Annotated in this window: 21 protein-coding genes; 2 read left to right on the top strand and 19 right to left on the bottom strand. The window is 62.0% G+C overall.

Annotated elements, in window-relative coordinates:
- Window positions 1-181: 181 nt before the first annotated feature.
- The 11 genes from ureC to urtA form a co-directional block, all read right to left on the bottom strand.
- Window positions 182-1,882, bottom strand: a complete 1,701-nt coding sequence (ureC, locus tag ACSAMW_RS12910; protein ID WP_500590643.1) for an urease subunit alpha — start codon at window positions 1,880-1,882, stop codon at window positions 182-184.
- Between the two features lie 96 nt (window positions 1,883-1,978).
- Window positions 1,979-2,284, bottom strand: coding sequence for an urease subunit beta (locus ACSAMW_RS12905; RefSeq protein WP_168082839.1), 306 nt, complete (start codon window positions 2,282-2,284; stop codon window positions 1,979-1,981).
- Window positions 2,281-2,817 (bottom strand): GNAT family N-acetyltransferase, encoded by a 537-nt coding sequence (locus tag ACSAMW_RS12900; RefSeq protein ID WP_500590642.1) that lies wholly within the window; start codon window positions 2,815-2,817, stop codon window positions 2,281-2,283. Before ACSAMW_RS12900 ends, ACSAMW_RS12905 begins: the two co-directional genes overlap by 4 nt.
- Window positions 2,818-2,820: 3 nt before the next feature.
- Window positions 2,821-3,351 carry a GNAT family N-acetyltransferase gene (locus ACSAMW_RS12895; protein ID WP_500590641.1) on the bottom strand — a complete coding sequence of 177 codons (531 nt, stop codon included), beginning with the start codon at window positions 3,349-3,351 and terminating at the stop codon, window positions 2,821-2,823.
- Between the two features lie 10 nt (window positions 3,352-3,361).
- Window positions 3,362-3,664 (bottom strand): urease subunit gamma, encoded by a 303-nt coding sequence (gene ureA, locus ACSAMW_RS12890; protein ID WP_368556809.1) that lies wholly within the window; start codon window positions 3,662-3,664, stop codon window positions 3,362-3,364.
- A gap of 21 nt (window positions 3,665-3,685) precedes the next feature.
- Entirely contained in the window at window positions 3,686-4,525 is an 840-nt protein-coding gene (locus tag ACSAMW_RS12885) for an urease accessory protein UreD (protein WP_500590640.1), read from the bottom strand.
- Between the two features lie 16 nt (window positions 4,526-4,541).
- The gene (gene urtE / locus ACSAMW_RS12880; protein ID WP_500590639.1) at window positions 4,542-5,240 is read right to left on the bottom strand and encodes an urea ABC transporter ATP-binding subunit UrtE; all 699 of its coding nucleotides are present in this window, start codon (window positions 5,238-5,240) and stop codon (window positions 4,542-4,544) included.
- 86 nt (window positions 5,241-5,326) lie between these two features.
- Window positions 5,327-6,187, bottom strand: coding sequence for an urea ABC transporter ATP-binding protein UrtD (gene urtD, locus ACSAMW_RS12875; protein WP_500590638.1), 861 nt, complete (start codon window positions 6,185-6,187; stop codon window positions 5,327-5,329).
- Window positions 6,184-7,263: an urea ABC transporter permease subunit UrtC gene (gene urtC / locus ACSAMW_RS12870; protein WP_500590637.1), complete on the bottom strand. Its 1,080-nt coding sequence runs from the start codon at window positions 7,261-7,263 to the stop codon at window positions 6,184-6,186. Before urtC ends, urtD begins: the two co-directional genes overlap by 4 nt.
- Window positions 7,263-8,825: an urea ABC transporter permease subunit UrtB gene (gene urtB, locus ACSAMW_RS12865; RefSeq protein ID WP_500590636.1), complete on the bottom strand. Its 1,563-nt coding sequence runs from the start codon at window positions 8,823-8,825 to the stop codon at window positions 7,263-7,265. Before urtB ends, urtC begins: the two co-directional genes overlap by 1 nt.
- Window positions 8,826-8,890: 65 nt before the next feature.
- Window positions 8,891-10,156 carry an urea ABC transporter substrate-binding protein gene (gene urtA / locus ACSAMW_RS12860; RefSeq protein WP_500590635.1) on the bottom strand — a complete coding sequence of 422 codons (1,266 nt, stop codon included), beginning with the start codon at window positions 10,154-10,156 and terminating at the stop codon, window positions 8,891-8,893.
- Window positions 10,157-10,509: 353 nt separating this feature from the next.
- Here urtA and ACSAMW_RS12855 point away from each other — a divergent pair, with 353 nt between their 5' ends.
- Window positions 10,510-10,899 (top strand): type II toxin-antitoxin system RelE/ParE family toxin, encoded by a 390-nt coding sequence (locus ACSAMW_RS12855; protein WP_500590634.1) that lies wholly within the window; start codon window positions 10,510-10,512, stop codon window positions 10,897-10,899.
- Window positions 10,883-11,185: a helix-turn-helix domain-containing protein gene (locus tag ACSAMW_RS12850; RefSeq protein WP_500590633.1), complete on the top strand. Its 303-nt coding sequence runs from the start codon at window positions 10,883-10,885 to the stop codon at window positions 11,183-11,185. The genes ACSAMW_RS12855 and ACSAMW_RS12850 overlap by 17 nt, the downstream gene beginning before the upstream one ends.
- 102 nt (window positions 11,186-11,287) lie before the next feature.
- On the opposite strand, the gene ACSAMW_RS12845 is transcribed toward ACSAMW_RS12850, so the two are convergent.
- The 8 genes from ACSAMW_RS12845 to cbiE all read right to left on the bottom strand — a co-directional run bounded on the left by ACSAMW_RS12845 (window position 11,288) and on the right by cbiE (window position 19,171).
- A complete protein-coding gene (locus tag ACSAMW_RS12845) occupies window positions 11,288-12,652 on the bottom strand; it encodes a PepSY-associated TM helix domain-containing protein (protein ID WP_500590632.1) in 1,365 nt (454 codons plus the stop codon).
- An 8-nt stretch (window positions 12,653-12,660) separates the two neighbouring features.
- A complete protein-coding gene (locus ACSAMW_RS12840) occupies window positions 12,661-14,733 on the bottom strand; it encodes a TonB-dependent copper receptor (RefSeq protein ID WP_500590631.1) in 2,073 nt (690 codons plus the stop codon).
- An 85-nt stretch (window positions 14,734-14,818) separates the two neighbouring features.
- A complete protein-coding gene (locus tag ACSAMW_RS12835; protein ID WP_500590630.1) occupies window positions 14,819-15,220 on the bottom strand; it encodes a DUF2946 domain-containing protein in 402 nt (133 codons plus the stop codon).
- The gene (locus tag ACSAMW_RS12830; protein WP_500594035.1) at window positions 15,220-15,651 is read right to left on the bottom strand and encodes a copper chaperone PCu(A)C; all 432 of its coding nucleotides are present in this window, start codon (window positions 15,649-15,651) and stop codon (window positions 15,220-15,222) included. The genes ACSAMW_RS12835 and ACSAMW_RS12830 overlap by 1 nt, the downstream gene beginning before the upstream one ends.
- A 193-nt stretch (window positions 15,652-15,844) precedes the next feature.
- Window positions 15,845-16,093, bottom strand: coding sequence for a BrnA antitoxin family protein (locus ACSAMW_RS12825; protein WP_168082813.1), 249 nt, complete (start codon window positions 16,091-16,093; stop codon window positions 15,845-15,847).
- Window positions 16,094-16,144: 51 nt separating this feature from the next.
- Window positions 16,145-16,867, bottom strand: a complete 723-nt coding sequence (locus tag ACSAMW_RS12820) for a cobalt-precorrin-6A reductase (RefSeq protein WP_500590629.1) — start codon at window positions 16,865-16,867, stop codon at window positions 16,145-16,147.
- Window positions 16,867-17,967: a cobalt-precorrin-5B (C(1))-methyltransferase gene (locus ACSAMW_RS12815; protein ID WP_500590628.1), complete on the bottom strand. Its 1,101-nt coding sequence runs from the start codon at window positions 17,965-17,967 to the stop codon at window positions 16,867-16,869. The genes ACSAMW_RS12820 and ACSAMW_RS12815 overlap by 1 nt, the downstream gene beginning before the upstream one ends.
- Window positions 17,960-19,171, bottom strand: a complete 1,212-nt coding sequence (cbiE, locus tag ACSAMW_RS12810; RefSeq protein ID WP_500590627.1) for a precorrin-6y C5,15-methyltransferase (decarboxylating) subunit CbiE — start codon at window positions 19,169-19,171, stop codon at window positions 17,960-17,962. Before cbiE ends, ACSAMW_RS12815 begins: the two co-directional genes overlap by 8 nt.
- Between the last annotated feature and the right edge of the window lie 61 nt (window positions 19,172-19,232).

Below are 19,232 nucleotides of genomic sequence, written 5' to 3'. Positions count from 1 at the left end.
AGGCTTGAGGCTTGAGGCTTGAGGCTTGAGGCTTGAGGCTTGAGGCTTGAGGCTTGAGGCTTGAGGCTTGAGGCTTGAGGCTTGAGGCTTGAGGCTTGAGGCTTGAGGCTTGAGGCTTGAGGCTTGAGGCTTGAGGCTTGAGGCTTGAGGCTTGAGGCTTGAGGCTCGTCGCTTGCCGCTATCAAAACAGAAAATACCGTTGCGCCATGGGCAGCACATCCGCTGGCTCGCACCACAGCAGCACCCCGTCAGCCTTCACCTGGTAGGTTTGCGGGTCCACGTCGATGTGGGGCTGGTAGCTGTTGTGGATCAGGTCGGCTTTGGTCACGTTACGGCAGCCTTTGACCACGGCAATGGTTTTCTTCAGGCCCAGTCGCTCTGGCACGCCAGCGGCCTGGGCGGCCTGGCTGATAAAGGTCAGGCTGGTGGCGTGGCGGGCGCCGGCATAGCTGCCGAACATGGGCCGGTAATGCACGGGTTGGGGGGTGGGAATCGACGCATTGGCATCGCCCATCAGGCTGGCAGCAATGGCCCCACCTTTGAGAATCAGTGTTGGTTTTACACCGAAGAACGCCGGGCGCCACAGTACCAGGTCCGCAAACTTGCCCACTTCAACCGAGCCTACTTCGTGGCTGATGCCGTGGGTGATGGCCGGGTTGATGGTGTATTTGGCGATATAGCGGCGGGCCCGGAAGTTGTCATTGCGCTCGCTGTCTTCGGGTAAAGGCCCTCGCTGCTTGCGCATTTTATCGGCGGTCTGCCAGGTGCGGGTGATCACTTCGCCTACCCGGCCCATGGCCTGGCTGTCGGAGCTGATCATCGAGAACGCGCCCAAGTCGTGGAGAATGTCCTCGGCAGCGATGGTTTCACGGCGGATGCGGCTTTCCGCAAAGGCCACATCTTCGGCAATGCTGGGGTCCAGGTGGTGGCACACCATCAGCATGTCCAGGTGTTCATCAATGGTATTGCGCGTGAACGGCCGTGTGGGGTTGGTCGAACTGGGCAGCACGTTAGGCAGCCCGCAAGCTTTGATGATGTCCGGCGCATGGCCGCCGCCCGCGCCCTCGGTGTGGTAGGTGTGAATGGTGCGGCCCTTGAAGGCACCCAGGGTGGTTTCCACAAAGCCTGACTCGTTCAGGGTGTCCGTATGGATCGCCACCTGAATGTCGTACTGGTCGGCCACGTTCAAGCAGTTGTCGATGGCTGCTGGTGTAGTACCCCAGTCCTCATGCAGCTTCAGGCCGATGGCGCCGGCTTCCACCTGCTCGATCAACGGGCCGGGGAGGCTGGCGTTGCCTTTGCCAGTGAAGCCGATGTTCATGGGAAAGGCGTCAGCGGCCTGGAGCATCCGCGCCATGTGCCACGGGCCGGGCGTGCAGGTAGTGGCATTGGTCCCAGTGGCTGGGCCTGTGCCACCACCGATCATGGTGGTCACGCCGCTCATGAGCGCTTCTTCGATCTGCTGCGGGCAGATGAAATGAATGTGGGTATCGATGCCACCCGCCGTGAGGATCATGCCTTCACCAGCGATCACTTCGGTACTGGCCCCCAGGGCAATGGTCACCTCCGGTTGGATGTCCGGGTTGCCCGCTTTGCCGATGGCAGCGATGCGGCCATTCTTCAGGCCCACGTCCGCCTTCACGATGCCCCAGTGGTCCAGGATCAACGCATTGGTGATCACAGTGTCCACCACCTCGGCGGCCAGTAGCTGGCCCTGGCCCATGCCGTCTCGGATGACCTTGCCGCCACCAAACTTCACTTCTTCACCGTAGTGGGTGAAGTCCTTCTCCACCTCGATCCACAGCTCGGTGTCTGCCAGCCGTACCCGGTCGCCCACGGTGGGGCCAAACATGTCGGCGTAGGCGTGTTTGCTTATTCGCATCCTCGTTCCTCGGAATTGGGCTTCAAGCCATAAGCTTCAAGCGGCAAGAAAGTGCGCGGTTCTGTTTGCCGCGTGAAGCCTGCTGCTCATGGGCGTTCAGAGATCGCCCATCACGCGACCCGCAAAGCCATACACGCGTCGTAGCCCGGCCAGCTCCACCAGCTCCACCTCCCGCGACTGGCCCGGTTCGAAGCGCACGGCGGTGCCGGCCGGGATGTTCAGGCGCATGCCGCGTGAAGCGGGGCGATCAAAGGCCAGGGCGTCGTTGGTTTCGAAAAAGTGGAAATGCGAGCCCACCTGAATGGGGCGGTCGCCACGGTTGGCGACCGTCAGGCTCAGGGTACGGCGGCCCACATTGAGTTCGATTTCACCCGCGTCGATGCGGTATTCACCTGGAATCATGAGCGGGGTCCTTGCAGAATCTTGTAATAGAGCGAGGTAGGCCGGTACTGCCCTTCGGGCGAGCACGCGTAGTCGGGAATCTGCCCCGCACGCTCGTATCCCAGCCCCTGGTACAGGTATTCGGCGGTTGAACCGGTTTCCGTGTCCAGATACAGCAACCCGCGCTGTGCCTGGCGAGCGGCTGTCTCCAGCTCGGCCATCAGTTGCCGAGCCAAACCGTGACGGCGGCTGTGGGTGTGCACCAGCAGTTTCTGCACTTCGGCGCGGTTGCGGCCGTTGGGCTTCTGGCACAGGTCCAGTTGTACGCTGGCCACCACCTCTTCGTGCCTGACCACGACCCAGAGAAGGCGTGTGCCCCGTCCAATGTCGTTGTGCACCGCCTCGAAATAATCCCGCGCTGCGGCGGCGTCAATCGTGTTCAAGAAACCGATGGAGGCGCCATTGGCGACGGCATCCAGCAACAGCTCGATCAGCCCCTGGCGGTAATGGGCGAAGCTTTCCTCTGTCACACGGCGCAGCTGGGCAGCATTCATGGTTCACTCCAAAGGAGAGGGTGGGGCAGTGTTCTGGTCAAGGGTCAGTTGCATGAACGTCAGGTCCAGCCAGCGGCCGAATTTCACGCCCACCTGGGGCATCTGCCCGGTGATGACGAACCCGTGCCTTTCATGCAACCGAATGGAAGAGGTGTTACCGCTTTCGATGGCGGCGACCACCACGTGCTTGTTGCAGCCACGTGCGCGCTCCACCAGGTGCTCAAGCAGCCTGGCACCTAACCCCAGGCCACGCTGCCCCTCCTTGACGTACACGGAGTTTTCAACGCTGTGGCGGAAGCCATCGAAGGGGCGCCAGTCGCCAAAGGAGGCATACCCCAGTACTTGGTTGCTGGCATCCACAGCCACCAGGATCGGGTAGCCCTGTTGCTGGCGCAGGTCGAACCAGGCTTGCCGGTTGGCCAGGTCTACCAGGCTGTCGTTCCAGATAGCGGTGGTGTTGGCCACGGCGTCGTTGTAGATGCTTAGAATGCCTGGCAGGTCGGCCTGCACAGCGTCGCGAATCTCGATGTTCATGGGTGCCTTCTCACACAATAGGCTGGTGTACGGTGACCAGCTTGGTGCCGTCGGGGAAGGTGGCTTCCACCTGGATTTCCGGAATCATTTCGGCGATGCCTTCCATGACTTGTTCGCGGGTGAGCAGGGTGGTGCCGTAATGCATCAGTTCGGCCACGGTTTGCCCGTCCCGGGCCCCCTCCAGCAGCGCGGCGGAAATGTACGCCATGGCTTCGGGGTAGTTCAGCTTTACGCCGCGGGCCAGGCGCCGCTCGGCGACCAGGCCGGCAGTGAAGATCAACAGCTTGTCTTTCTCGCGAGGGGTAAGGTCCATAAGGCTTCCGTCAACCTGTGTTCAAGTGGCCCAGATGCGCGGTGCCAGCGCTTCTCGGCCCAGTAAATGGGGGCGCAACAGCCGCCACAGTCGAATCAGCCAGTCCCGTGCATGCAGGGCTTCACTGGCCAGGCAGCGGGCAATCACCAGGCCGGGTAGCTGTGTCAGGTCACCCTGGCCTTGGCAGGGCAGTTCGCGGCAGGCTTGCAGCAGATCCTCGCTGGCCAGGCCGGTGATGATCAGGGTGGCGAACACGGGCTGGCCACGCAAGCCAATGGGTGAGGTTAGCAAACGGTCGTTGCCGGTGAGCCGCTGGCGCTCATGCCAGATCAGTTTGCCATCGCGGAAGATGTCCAGGGCGGCTTGAAAATAGCCACACGTGAAGGCCTCGCCACTGGCCGGTCTACCCAAGGCAATCACGTCCCAGTAGCACAGGCGAGCGTCGGCTTCGAGGGTAATACGGGTGTCCAGCCGAGCCTGGGCGCCGCTGAACACGAGGGTTTCCTGGGGCAGCCACTCCAGCGTAGCGCCTGCACCAGCCTGCAGGTTCAGGTGCTGTGTGGCAGGGCTGTCGGCCCGGTACCATTTGGCTGCGCCGGGGCTGGTCAGCTGGGCCCAGGCGTTTTCGCCGACATGAGCGGCCACAGCCAGTCGATCACCCCCGGCGATACCGGCCGGCGGGTGAATAATGATGTGCTGGCACACCTCGGGCCCTTCCGGGTACAGGTGCTTTTGTACCCGCAGCGGGCCGATATGACGCCGGCGTACCGGGCGGGTGGTGTCGCCTGAACGGGCATAGGCCAGGTCCAGTTCGGCGTTCCAGTGGGGAACGAAGGCCGCAGGGTGCGTTGGCAGGTTCATGGGCAGGTTCATAAGTTCAGATGGTTACCAGGCCGCGAACACCTTCAGCTTCCATGTTGGCTCCGCGTCCCTGGCGAATGATTTCGCCACGGGCCATCACGATGTAATGGTCGGCCAGCTCGGCGGCGAAATCATAGAATTGCTCCACCAGCACAATGGCCATGTCGCCCCGTGCCGCCAGTGTACGGATGACCGCACCGATCTCCTTGATCACCGACGGCTGAATGCCCTCGGTGGGCTCGTCAAGGATCAGCAGCCTCGGCCGGCTGGCCAGGGCGCGGCCAATAGCCAGCTGCTGTTGCTGGCCCCCCGACAGGTCGCCACCACGGCGGTGCTTCATCTCCAGCAGCACCGGGAACAACTCGTAGATAAAGGCAGGCACTTCCCGAGCCTCGCGCGCGGAAAAGCGAGACAGGCCCATCAGCAGGTTTTCTTCAACGGTCAGGCGCGGGAAGATTTCGCGGCCTTGTGGCACGTAGGCAATGCCGGCCTGCACGCGCTGATGAGGCTTGAGGCTAGTGATAGGTTTGCCTTCCCAGCGTACCTGCCCTTCCTTGGCAGGCAACAGGCCCATGAGGCAGCGCAACAGTGTGGTTTTACCCACGCCATTGCGGCCCAGCAGGCACGTCACTTCACCCACCTTCGCTTCGAAGGACAGGCCGCGCAGGATATGGCTGCCGCCGTAGTACTGATGAAGCGTTTCGACTTGAAGCATGGGTATTACCTTGTGCTTGCCCTCTGTAGGAGCGTGCGTAGCGCGCGAACGTATTCGCGCGCTACGCACGCTCCTACAGAGGAAAATCAACGGCCTAGATACACTTCAATGACACGCTCATGGGCCTGTACGCTTTCAAGCGAGCCCTCCGCCAATACGCTGCCCTGGTGCAGTACCGTCACATGGTCGGCAATCGAGCCCACAAAGCCCATGTCGTGCTCTACCACCATCAGCGAGCGCTGGCCCGCCAGGGTCTTGAACAGCTCGGCGGTGAATTCGGTTTCCGCATCGGTCATGCCGGCAACAGGTTCGTCCAGCAACAGTAGCTGGGGATCCTGCATCAGCAACATGCCGATTTCCAGAAACTGCTTCTGCCCGTGCGACAGCAGGCCTGCCGGGCGTGTGGCCGAGGCCGTCAGGCGGATAGTGCCCAGGGTGTCGTCGATATGGTCACGCTGCTCCCCTGTAAGCCTGGCACGCAAGCTAGCCCATACGGACTTGTCTGCCTTCTGCGCCAGCTCCAGGTTTTCGAACACAGTCAGTGCTTCGAATACCGTGGGCTTCTGGAATTTGCGGCCAATGCCGGCCTGTGCGATCTGCACTTCGCTCATCTGGGTCAGGTCTAGGGTTTCACCGAACCAAGCCTTGCCGGCCGTGGGCCGGGTTTTGCCGGTAATCACGTCCATCAACGTGGTTTTGCCCGCCCCGTTGGGCCCAATGATGCAGCGCAGTTCGCCGACACCGATATACAGGTTGAGGCTGTTCAATGCCTTGAAGCCATCGAAGCTCACGCTGATGTCTTCCAAGGTAAGGATGGTGCCGTGCCGTGTGTCCAGGCCGCCATGGCTGACGCCGCCGAGCCCAATGGCCTCGCGGCTGGTGCCCGCATCCTGGTTAGGGTCCAAGGCGGGTTCGAGCATGAACTGGGGAGTAGGGGTGATTCTCATGGCTCACCTCGTTTGTTCAGCAGGCCGATCACGCCCTTTGGCAGGTAGAGCGTTACTACAATGAACAGCGCGCCCAGGAAGAACAGCCAATACTCCGGGAAAGCTACGGTAAACCAGCTTTTCATGCCATTCACCACGCCGGCCCCTAACAAAGGGCCAATCAGCGTACCGCGCCCGCCCAGTGCCACCCATACCGCCGCTTCGATGGAGTTGGTCGGTGACATTTCGCTGGGGTTGATGATGCCCACCTGTGGCACATACAGCGCGCCTGCCAGGCCGCACAGCACGGCGCTCAGTACCCACACGAACAGCTTGAAGCCACGCGGGTCGTAGCCGCAGAACATCAGGCGGTTTTCCGCATCGCGCAGCGCGGTGAGAATGCGCCCGAACTTGCTGCGGGCCAGCCGCCAGCCCAGGAACAGGCTGGCCAGCAGCAGGGCCACGGTCAACAGGAACAGCACCGCTCGGGTGCCTTGGGCGGTGACCGAGAACCCCAGCAACGTGCGGAAGTTGGTGAAGCCGTTGTTGCCTCCAAAGCCGGTTTCGTTGCGGAAGAACAGCAGCATGCCGGCGAAGGTGAGGGCCTGGGTCATGATGGAGAAGTACACGCCCTTGATCCGCGAGCGGAAGGCGAAGAAGCCAAACACCAGTGCCAGCAGTCCGGGCGCCAGCACCACCAGGCATAGGGCCCAGAGGAAGTGTTGCGTGCCGACCCAGTACCAGGGCAACTCGGTCCAGGACAGAAAGGTCATAAAGGCCGGCAGGCCGTCACCGGCGGCTTCTCGCATCAGGTACATGCCCATGGCGTAGCCACCCAGGGCGAAGAACAGCCCGTGCCCCAGGGACAGCAGCCCGGCATAGCCCCATACTAGGTCCAGGGCCAGCGCAACGATGGCGTAGCAGAGGATCTTGCCCACCAAGGTGAGGGTGTAGGCCGATACCTGCAGGCTATTGCTTTCAGGCAGCAGAGACAGCAATGGCAGGGCCAGCAATACCACCATCACCACAGCGCCAACCGCCAGGGAAACGCGGGGGCCGGCCTTTTGTACGGCAGAAACCATCAGGGGTTGATTCATCAGTCGATCACCCGCCCTTTGAGTGCGAACAGCCCTTGTGGGCGTTTCTGGATAAACAGAATGATCAGCGCCAGGATCAGGATCTTGCCCAGCACAGCGCCGATCTGTGGTTCAAGAAACTTGTTGGCGATACCCAGGCCGAACGCTGCGCAAATGCTGCCTGCCAGCTGGCCCACGCCACCCAGCACCACCACCAGGAAGGAATCGATGATGTAGCTCTGGCCCAAGTCCGGGCCGACGTTGCCGACCTGGCTCAGGGCCACCCCGCCTAACCCGGCAATACCCGAGCCCAGGCCGAACGCCAGCATGTCCACACGCCCGGTAGGTACGCCACAGCAAGCGGCCATGTTGCGGTTCTGGGTCACGGCACGCACGTTCAGCCCCAGCCGCGTCTTGTTCAGCAGCAGCCAGGTCAGGCCTACCACGAACAGGGAGAAGGCAATAATCACTAGGCGGTTGTAAGGCAGCACCAGGTTAGGCAGCACTTGAAGGCCGCCCGACAGCCAGGCGGGGTTGGCCACTTCCACGTTCTGCGCGCCAAAGGTCACACGGATCAGCTGGATGAGGATCAGGCTGATGCCCCAGGTGGCCAGCAAGGTCTCAAGGGGGCGGCCGTACAGGTGACGAATCACTGTACGCTCCAAGGCCATGCCGATCGCAGCGGTAACAAAAAAGGCCACGGGCAGGGCAACCAGTGGGTACCAGGCCAGCGCACCGGGTGCATAGGTTTGAAACAGCATCTGCACCACATAAGTGGTGTAGGCGCCCAGCATCAGCATTTCGCCGTGGGCCATGTTGATCACGCCGAGCAAGCCGAAGGTGATGGCCAGCCCAAGGGCTGCCAGCAACAGGATCGACCCCAGCGACAGACCACTGAAGGCTTGGCCCAGGAGTTCGCCGATCAGCAGTTGGCGGTTTACCTGTACCAGGCTGGTCTGGGCGGCGGTGCGCACGGCGGCGTCTGGCTCGGAGCCAGGCTCAAGCAGCCCTTGGAGGCGAGTGCGTGCTGCCGGGTCACCCGTGTCCCCCAGCAGGCGGACGGCACGTAGGCGAACGTCTGCCGAAGGGTCTGTCAGTTGCAGGTTGGCCAGTGCCAGGCCAAGGGCCGCTTTTACGCCGCTAGCCTGCTCTGCCTGCAGTTGGCGCTCCAGCAGTGGTATCTGCGCGGGCAGGGCGCTGCGCTGGAGTTGCTGGGCTGCTGCCAGGCGTAAGTCGTCGTCGCTGGACAGCAACTGATGGCTGGCCAGGGCGTTATTGGTCAGGCCTCGTAAACGGTTGTTCAGCCTCAGCTTTCGCGGTTCGTCAGCCGGGGCGGGGGTGTCGACGCCTACCATCGTGGCGTTGGTGTCGATAAACGCATGCTTTTCGCTGTCGGCGGCCAACCGGCCTTCCTGCAGCGCCTCTAGCAACGGCAGGCGTTCAGGCACGGGCTGTGCGGCCCAGCTTTCCAGCAGTTTCACCTGGCCTGCGGTATCTGCAGACACAAAATCGCCCGCGTCACTGGCATGGGCAAGCATGGGCAGCAACAGCGAGAGGAGCAACAGCAAACGGTGTATACGCATCAAGGTTCCCTGGCGCCTGGGCGGCGCCTGCCCGAAGGCAGGGCCGGGGGTATGAAGGCAGTGGATCAGTTGCTCTTCACGGGGTGGTCAGGCTTTTTGTCGTTGCCAGGAATGAACGGGCTCCAAGGCTGGGCGCGGATGGGCTCCTTGGTCTGCCACACCACGTTGAACTGGCCGTTGTCTTCGATCTCGCCGATCATCACAGGCTTGTGCAGGTGGTGGTTGGTCTTGTCCATGGTCAGGGTGAAACCGGAGGGTGCCTTGAATGTTTGGCCTGCCATGGCCTCGCGCACCTTGTCCACGTCGGTGGACTTGGCTTTTTCCGCCGCCTGCGCCCACATGTGGATACCCACATAGGTGGCTTCCATCGGGTCGTTGGTGACCACTGTGTCGGCATTAGGCAGGTTGTGCGCCTTGGCGTAGGCTTTCCAGGCGGCTACGAATTTCTTGTTCTCGGGGTTCTCGACTGACTCGAAGTAGTTCCAGGCCGCCAGGTTGCCTACCAGCGGTTTGGTGTCGATCCCGCGCAGTTCTTCTTCGCCCACAGAGAAGGCCACGACCGGAACGTCGGTGGCTTCCAGGCCTTGGTTGGCCAGCTCTTTGTAGAACGGCACGTTGGAGTCGCCGTTGACGGTAGAGATCACCGCCGTTTTACCCCCGGCAGAGAACTTCTTGATGTTGGCCACAATGGTTTGGTAGTCGCTGTGGCCGAACGGGGTGTACACCTCTTCGATGTCTTTATCCGCTACCCCTTTGGAGTGCAGGAAGGCCCGCAGGATCTTGTTGGTGGTGCGTGGGTACACATAGTCAGTTCCCAGCAGGAAGAAGCGCTTGGCGCCGCCCCCGTCTTCGCTCATCAGGTATTCCACTGCCGGGATGGCCTGCTGGTTGGGGGCCGCGCCGGTGTAGAACACGTTCGGGCTCATTTCCTCGCCTTCGTACTGCACGGGGTAGAACAGCAAGCCGTTGAGTTCTTCAAACACAGGCAATACGGACTTGCGCGATACGGAGGTCCAGCAGCCGAACACCACGGCGACCTTGTCCTGGGTCAGCAATTGCCGGCCTTTTTCCGCGAACAGCGGCCAGTTGGACGCCGGGTCTACTACCACGGGTTCAAGCTGCTTGCCGTTGACGCCGCCCGCCTTGTTGATCTCGTCGATGGTCATCAAGGCCATGTCCTTGAGCGAGGTCTCGGAAATCGCCATGGTGCCCGAGAGCGAATGCAGAATGCCGACCTTGATGGTTTCCGCGGCCTGGACGGTCCAGGTCATCCCCATGGCAGCGATCGAAGCCGAGAGGGTAAAAGCCTTTAGCAAACTGCGGCGCTTCATGTGCAATCTCCAGTGCTGTGATTTTTCTGGTGTGGGCAGACGGCATGCTCCTGAACGGACCAGTGCAAGGGGTGTGCCGAAGCGCGCAACGGCTTGGGCGTGCTGAAGTTGACGGGGCGGTCAGGGTAAGAAGTGCGCCATGGCAGGGCTTAGGGCGGGAGGTGGTGCGGGGTTGTGCGCTGTTGTGGTGCTTGCAGCCAAGAGGTATGTATGGAGATTAGTGCTTTGAAGCGTTTTATAGGCCTCAGCGATATTTTAAGAAATATCTGCTGATAAAACCTGAGCGTATAGAAGTCGCCCTGGGTAATGCACCTTGTTAAGGTGTGCCCGTAACGGGTACATTTGGGGCTGCAATGGGGCTTTGTATTGTAAAACGCCGTGAGTTTGCTCGATGGCAAAAGGCTCAGGGCGTGGCGGATGCGGCGTTATGCATGGCTGCTCGAGAAATCGACGCGGGGCTGGTTGACGCCAACCTAGGGGGCTTTTTGTATAAAAAGCGAATTGCCCGCGACAACGGTGGAAAGCGAGGCGGATACAGGACGCTTGTTTCCATGAAGGTCGGCGAGCGTTACGTATTCCTGCATGGCTTTGCTAAAAGCGCCACAGGCAATATTTCACAGGCCGAAGCGAGTGCCTTGAGGTATGCCGGCAAGGTATTCTTGAACCTGTCAGGGTTCGAGTTCGAGAAGGCCCTGTCCTCAGGCGTGTTATTGAGGGTGTTTTGTAATGAGCAAGATCATTGAGTCGCTTCGCGCTGATTTGTTGGCCCTGGAGGCTGCAGGCGCGGTCGATAAGGTAACGATGAGGGAATTTGATGCCGATTTCCCCCCACCGGTACACACCTTCACACCAACCGACATCAAGCGCCTGCGCGAGTCGCTGCTATTTAGCCAGCCGGTGTTTGCTCATCATTTGCATACCACGGCCTCCACCGTGCGCAAATGGGAACAAGGTGAGACCCGCCCCAGCGGGCCGGCATTGAAACTACTGAACATCATTGCCAGCAAAGGGTTGCAGGTGCTGCTTTAATGTTGGCTGCTTTAATGCCAGCCAGCCAGCCAGCCAGCCAGCACGCACGCATGCGGGCGATTTGCCCTGGAACTGGCAGGCTGACAGGCTTTCACGAAGCGCCTATGCAGGTACCCTAGGCCTGCGCACCCACCTCAACACGCCATATTCGAGCACTGCGACTGCCACCAGCGACGCCCCTACCAGTGGGAAGGCCACGCCGATACATACCATCACGGCCACGGCAGTTTTCCACAGAGGCAGGCCGTGACGCAGCGGCGGTACGCCCAGGCCCTTGGCCGGGCGGCGCTTCCACCAGATGACCAGGCCGCTGACCGACCCTAGTAGCACCATCAGGCACACCACCAGCACGATCAACTGGTTGGCCAGGCCGAACATCTTGCCCTCGTGCAGCATCACCGACAGCTCGGTGGCCCGTGCCAGCAGCCCGTACTGAGCGTAACGCACATCGACCAGCACCTTGCCGGTGTACTGGTCGATGTGGAGGGTGGCGTCATTGCGGGGGTCGTCGGCGAACACTGCTACGGTGTACACGCCGTTGCCTGTCTTGGGCAGTGTGATGCTGTAGCCCGGGTGCACACCAGCGCGCTCGGCGGTTTCCACCACGGCCTGCAAGCTGGCCTGGGGGGCTGCAGGCCCGCTGTTTGCACCCCCGTGGCCCATGTGTTCGGCATGGTCACCGCCACTCATGGGCATGGGGGTGTTTTCCATGGCCCAAGGCAGGGTTTGCCGCGCAGCCGTGTTAAGGGTGCGCGCGCTTATATCCGACAAGGGGATGTCGCTGAACATGCCCGCCGGGAAGCGGTTCCACAGCTCGGCGTACTGTTTGCCCCAGATCCCGGTCCAGGTCATGCCGGTGAGCAGCATGAACAACAACCCCGCTGAACCCCAGAAGCCCACTACGGCATGCAGGTCACGCCAGAATACTCGGCCGCGGCTGCGCAAGCGTGGCCAGAACACCCCGGCCGCGCCCTTGCCACGCGGCCACCACAGGTACAGGCCGGATACTACCAACACGATGCCCCAGCCAGCGGCCAGTTCTACAACGGCATCGCCGACCTTGCCGATCATCAGTTCGCCATGAAGTGCGCGGGCGATGGCCTGGAGGTTGTACAGACCATGCTGGGTGCCCAACACTTGCCCGGTGTAAGGGTTCATAAACAGGTTGAAGGCGTTGCCGCCAGCCTGCACCACGAACTGGGCACTGGCGGTAGCGCTTGTCGGCGGCAGGTACTGGTTTACCTGCCCATCAGGGTAGGTCTCTTGCACGCGTGCCAGCAAGGTATCAGCCGGCAGCCTCTGGCCCATGGCCTCGACGTGCAGCAGCTCGGGGTACATGAGCGGGTCTAGCTGCGGTTTGAACAGGTAGACGATACCCGTCACCACCAGCAGAATCATGATCGGGGCGACCAGCAGGCCTGCATAGAAGTGCCAACGCCACGCCAGATTATAAAAGGAAGTGCGCATGGTCCGTCCTAGAAGCTCAGGTCAAGTTGGGTCCAGAGCGTGCGCCCTGGTTCGTCGATGGCGCTAAGGGCGTCGCCTGGGTAGCCGAAGCCGGCATTGCCGGCCAGGTTAAGGTGTTCGGCATAGGTTTTACTGAAGAGGTTGTCTACCCCGACACTGACCTTGAGGTTAGGGCCCAGGCGGACTGCGCCATTCAAGGAGAACACCCCAAAGCCCGGCGTGCTGCGGTAATCCTTGCCGACCACATTGCCCTTGCCGGGGTCGGTCCGGTGCTGCGCGCTCACCAGCCGCCACAAGGCGCCTGCACTCCATTGGTTCTGCTGGTAGCTAAGGCCCAGGCGTGTATCCAGGGGTGGCATTTGCGCCAAGGCAGTGCCGTCGCTGCGGTTTTTCCCCCAGGCGTAGGCCAAGGTGGCATCGGCTTTCCAGTGTTCATTGAAATGCCAGGCCCCACCCAATTCGCCACCCGCGATGTGTGCACTGATATTGCGCGCCGTGGATTGCCCACCGGTGTAGTCGAACAGAATGTAGTCCTTCACCTGCCCGGCATAGGCCGATACCCAGGCTTCCACATGCTCGGCCTTGTAGTGCAGGCCGGTATCGAGCTGGGTGGTTTTTTCCGGGCGTATGCCCGTAAAGGCATTGGCGCTACCTGCCGGCCCTTGGGCGGGTGAGTACAACTCCCAGTAATCCGGAAAGCGCTGGGCATGGCCGAGGCCTGCATAGGCCGTGAGCGGCATAGTGTGAAGGTCATGCTCGAAGCGGATAAACCCGCTGGGCAGTGTTTCATTGCGCTCGCGGCCTGCGGTGGGGTTGGTGCGCATGGCCATGCCTGAGCCAAGCGTGGTGCGGTAGTCCCGGGCCGTGGCATGGTCCAGCCGCGCCCCGCCCAGCCATCGGCTTTGATCAGTAGCATGCCAGGTCAGCTCGGCGAACGTACCCAGGGTGTTCATCACCGCATCCCTTTCGCGGGGGATCGCTTTGTAGGCGCCTTCGCCTGAGGCGGCGCGCTTGCGATGCTCACTGTTCTGCCCGTCCACCCCGGCCACCAGGTCCAGGGTTTGCCACGCCCAGGTGCCCTTGACCCGGCCGCCCAGGGTACGGCGGTCCACGTTGCTGGCGCGGGGGCCGGGCATCATGCCGCTGGTAGGCGGCGTACGCAGGCTGTAATTGTCCATCACATGGTCGGCATAGTTGTAATAGAACTGCGCCTCCAGGCCTTCGAAGACGTCGCCCAGCCCATGCCGCTCAAGGCGTAACCCCAGGCTCTCCCGCTTGAAGCTGGCCCCGTCCATGCCACGGCCGGCATAGCGCGCTTCACCATCACCCTGGCCGGCAGACAGTTCTACCAGGCTGTCCGGGTCGGGTGTCCAGCCCAGGGCCATATCACCATTCCACTTGCGCCAGCGTGATGGCACGGTATCGCCATTGCCTGCATGGTAGTCATCGGCTTGGGCGTCATTGGCGATGAAGCGGGCATAGCCTTCGTGCGCACCTGCTGCCGTATCCACACGGCGTTCAAAACGCCCATTGGAGCCTGCCAGCACGCTGGCGTCGAGCCGTGCGCCGGGGGTGGCGAAGGCTTCCGGGTCCCGCTCGAAACGTACGGTTCCGGCAGAAGCACCTGGCCCCCATTGCACCGTCTGCGGCCCTTTGACCACCACAAGGCGGTCGTAGCTTTGAGGTGAGATGTAGGCGGTGGGTGCGTCCATGCGACCGGGGCAGGCGCCGACGATCTGCCCGCCATTGGCCAGGATATTCAGCCGTGAGCCAAACATGCCCCGCAGTACGGGGTCCCCATTGCTGCCACCGTTGCGGATGGTGCTGAAGCCGGGAATGGTCTTGAGGTAGTCGGCACCATCGGTTGCAGGTAATGGCTGCCGGGGGGCTTTGGGGTCGGTGACAACTGTGAGTGACGAGGCAGGGGCTACTGCCGTGACCACCGTTGGAGGTAATTCGACACTGTCTTTACGGCCCGTTCTGGGTTCTTCCACAGCAAAGGCTGCAGGGCTGACAAGGGCGCCGATCAACAGGGCGGCCGAGCGAGGGGCGGAGCGTGATGCTAATGAAAAGGCAGACATGGGGTTCCCACACAATGAGCGTTCAGGCACGCGCACTGACCATCCCCTTTAAAGGAAACAGGCAGGCTGGCGCGTGATGGAAAGGTCAGGCGTGCAGTGGGAGGGGAGGCGCGCGGGTGCGTGCGCCTGGAAAGACAGGCTGTACACCGTGGCCCTGGCGGGCTTGTACCAGCAGGCGAGCAGTAGCTGGCGGTGCGCTGTCAGCTCTGAATTGAAGGGTTTGAGGAAGAGCGGGGCAATGGAAGAACAGGCTGCAATAACCGCAGCGCTCCCAGAGAGGGTGAAGTTGAGTGTTCTTACCGTGGCTGGGCTGGGGCTGACAATGTTCGCCGGGCATATCCATGGCCATGCCAGCATGCTGGGGCATCGCCTGGCCGCCGCTGTGGTTCATGGGCATGGCCTGAGCGATCAGCGGGCCGATAAACATCATCAGCACTGCAAAGAGGCTGATCCAGGCACCGGCGCGGCTACCAGGGCGAACGGTCATCAGCCGCCTTGCAGGGGCACGCCATTGCCCTCGGGTGGGTTGGCCAGTACCGGCACCTGTATTTCAAGGTCACCTGCCTTTTCGAAGTGCAGCACCAGCGGGAAACTGGCGCCGCTGACCAGCCGGCTTCGGTCGGCCAGCCCCAGCAGCATCACATGGCCACCCATGGGCGCTAGGCGAACCTGGCCGGCGGCGGGAATGATCAGGCCGTCCACCTGCTGCATTTTCATCATGCCATCGGCGCCGATGTGCTCATGCAGTTGCGCTTCGGCTGCCACAGGGCTGTCGAGCCCCAGCAACCGGTCGTCGCCCATACCCCTGTTGCGTACAGTGAAGTACGCTGCCACGGTAGGGGCGTTGGGGGGCAACGCCTGGGACCAAGGGGCGATCACGTCCAGGTTGCCGATGTGGTAATCCTCGGCACTGGCCATGCTGCCCCACAGGGCAACGGACAGTACGCAGCACCACGTAAGCGAGCGGCAGACAGACGGCATGGGTGCATTCCAGGGCAGGAAGAAAACTGGGCGGTATTTAGCCAGAAGCCGCCTGGGAAGTAAAAAGCTGGCGTGTTACCGAAGGTGAATTTGGGATGTGCTGAAGAGCCTGTGTGCAGGTGATCGTCCATCAGCCTCGGTGGGCTTGCATATATTGACGCAGTAACTGATTGATCCTGGTCTGGTAGCCAGTGCCTTGCCCTTTGAACCATTCGAGTACATCAGCATCAAGCCGAATGGTCACCGCCCGCTTTACCGGAAGACGCAATTCAGCACGCCGAAAAAAATCGTCTCCGAGTTCTGGAGTATCGCTGATATCGATCTCATGATCACCAAGCTTTGTTACGCGCTCCCAATCAGTTTTCGATGCGTTCGACATAACGTTGAGCCTCCTGTTTCGGTGCTTTTTCAAACGATAGGTGTTTGCCGCTCATGGCATAAAGCCATGTAACGCCTCAATCATCTCCTCAGCCCGCTCGAATGCCCGATCAACCGCCGGCAGCACTGGCCTCTCCAGCATCGCCACGGGTATGCCGCGTTCGCGAGCAACCTGAAGCTTGGGCTCGGTGGCGCCACTGCCGCTGTTCTTGCTGATCAGCACGTCGAATTGCCTCTGGGCGAAGAGGGCGCGCTCCTCTTCGATCTGGAACGGGCCACGTGCGCCTATCACAGTGCAATGGTCATTGCCGGGGTGATCGTCCAGACAGCGCAGTGTCCAGTATTGGTGACCTGGAATATCGCCCAGGTGCGCCAGGGGTTCACGGCCGAGGGTGAAGAATGGCCGTTCGAACGCACTGATAGCCTGACTCAGTGACGCCCAACCAGTCACATTGCGCCAGTCATCACCGGGCTGGGGGTGCCAGCCGGGGCGGCGCAAGGCCCAGCAGGGGATACCGGCATGCCGAGCGGCCTGGGCAGCGTTGTGGCTCATCTGCGCCGCATAAGGGTGTGTAGCGTCCACCAGCAGCGTGATGCCTTCGGCGCGAACGTAGTCGGCCAGCCCCTCAGCGCCGCCATAGCCGCCCACTTTCACTGTGCAGCGAAGGTCTGTGGGAATGCGGCCAATGCCCGCCAGGCTATAGATATGCTCCGGCCCCAGTTCGCGGGCGATGCGCAGGCTCTCAGTGACCCCGCCTAACAACAGTATTCGCATTACCAAGGGCCTCCCGCCCGGCCGACCACGCCGCCTTGACGGTCGATAGCAATCACTTCCACGTCCACGGACGCTGGCACCACGCTACGGGCGAAGGCCAAGGCGTGCCGGCACACTTCGTCGCCCAAGGCCACTTGCGCTGCTGTGGCCAGGGCCAGCGCCTGCTGGCTGGTATTAGCCCCATGAATCTCTGCCAGCAGGGCTTCCTGCGCCCCCAGCGCCGCTGCCCACCGGGCCAGCTGTGGCAGGTCGATGGACGAGTGCCGGCTGTGCAGGTCCATGTGCCCGGCAGCCAGCTTGCTGATCTTGCCGAAGCCGCCACACAGGCTCAGGCGGGTTATAGGGACTTTGCGCAGGTGTTTGAGCACTGCGCCCACGAAATCACCCATCTCGATCAGGGCGATGTCTGGCATGCCATATAACCGCCGGATGGTATCTTCGCTGGCGTTGCCGGTGCAGGCAGCGATGTGGTCGTAGCCGTTGGTATGGGCCACATCAATGCCTTGATGAATGGACGCGATATAGGCCGCGCAGGAAAACGGCCGTACGATTCCGCTGGTGCCCAAAATGGACAAGCCACCTAGGATGCCCAACCGAGGGTTCATGGTTTTCAAGGCCAGTGCTGCGCCGTCACGCACCCCCAGTGTCACTTCAAACCCGCCTCGATAGCCCTGCGCAGCAGCCAGGTGCCCCAGGTGTTCGGTCATCATCTTGCGGGGCACGGGGTTGATGGCGGGTTCGCCCACCCCCAACACCAGGCCGGGGCGGGTCACAGTGCCTACGCCTTCGCCTGCCTTGAACAGCACGCCCGGCATTTCTGTCAGCCTGACCTGGGCCTGCACAAGCGCGCCGTGGGTCACGTCCGGGTCATCGCCAGCGTCCTTGAGTGTGCCGGCCTCTGCCTCGCCTGGTAACAGGCCTCGGCAGAACTCCAGGCGCAAGGTCACTTCACGGCCCTTTGGCAGGGTGACCTGTACCGCATCCATGGCGCTGCCTTCCAGCAGGAGCGTAGCGGCCGCCAGGCTAGTGGCGGTGGCGCAGGTGCCGGTGGTCAAGCCACTGCGCAGCGGCGCGGGCTGCTCGGCAGTTTCGTTACGCATGGTCGGGCTTTTTCAGATCAAGCAGGGTGATTGGCAGGGCCTGGCGCCAGGTTTGGAAGTTACCCAAGGGCTGTGCCTGTGCCACCTGTATTCGCACCAACTCACCACCGTGCAAAGCCTGCCAGTTGAACAGCGCCATTTCGCTTTCCAGCGTGACCGCATTGGCTACCAACCTGCCACCGGGCTTGAGCGCGGCCCAGCAGGTGGCCAGCACCCCTTCAACGGTTACGCCACCGCCAATGAAGATGGCATCTGGTGGGGGTAGCCCTTCCAAGGCCAGGGGGGCACGGCCGTTGACCACCTGCAGGTCGGGCACGCCCAAGGTAGCGGCATTATGGCCGATCACCTTCTGGCGGCCTGTGTCCGCTTCCACGGCAATGGCCCTGCAGCCAGGATGGGCGCGCATCCACTCAATGCCAATGGAGCCGCAGCCGGCACCCACGTCCCAGAGCAATTGCCCAGGGCGTGGCGCCAGGCGCCCCAAGGTAACTGCCCGTACATCGCGCTTGGTCAACTGGCCGTCATGCATGAAGGCCGAGTCGGGGAGGCCGGGCACACACGGCAGGGGAGCGATACCCTCATCAACAAGCAGCTCCACCCCCACGACGTTGAGGTCCCGGAAGGTCGCTTCCTGCCATGCTTGCGCTGTGGCGGCATGGCAGGCTTCCTCGGGGCCACCCAGGTGTTCCAGCACATGTACCCGGCTGTGGCAGAACCCTGCGGTACACAGCAGATTGGCAACCAAGGCTGGCGTGCCGCCATCGCGGCTGAGCACCAGCAGCCGTTCGCCAGTGTGTAAATAGCGGTTGAGCACGGATACAGGTCGGTTGACCAGGGAGACTACTTGGGTATCGGCCAGTGGCCAGCCCAACCGCGCGGCGGCCAGTGATACCGACGAAGGTGACGGGATCACGCAGCACTCGGTAACAGGCAACTGGCGTGTCAGGCTGGCGCCTACCCCGTTGAACATGGGGTCGCCGCTGGCCAGTACACAGGTCGGGCGCCCACGGCGCTCCAGCACCGGCGCCAGGGAAAAGGGCAAAGGCCAGGCCAGCCGCTCGGCCCGCAGGCAGGGCGCAAGCAGGTTGAGCTGGCGGGGCGCGCCGATGATCAGGCTGGCCTCCAGCAGGGCGCGTCGGGCCTGTTTGCCAAGGCCTGAATAGCCATCTTCGCCGATCCCGACAATGGTCAGCCAAGGCAACATGAAACATCCTCATGGGTAATCCGACAGGCTGGATTTTCATGCTGTCGGTCAAAGCAGGCAT

The organism is Pseudomonas sp. AB39(2026), from assembly GCF_059831485.1.
Note: the sequence above shows the minus strand (reverse complement) of the source record. Positions and strands in the feature narration are given on the sequence as shown.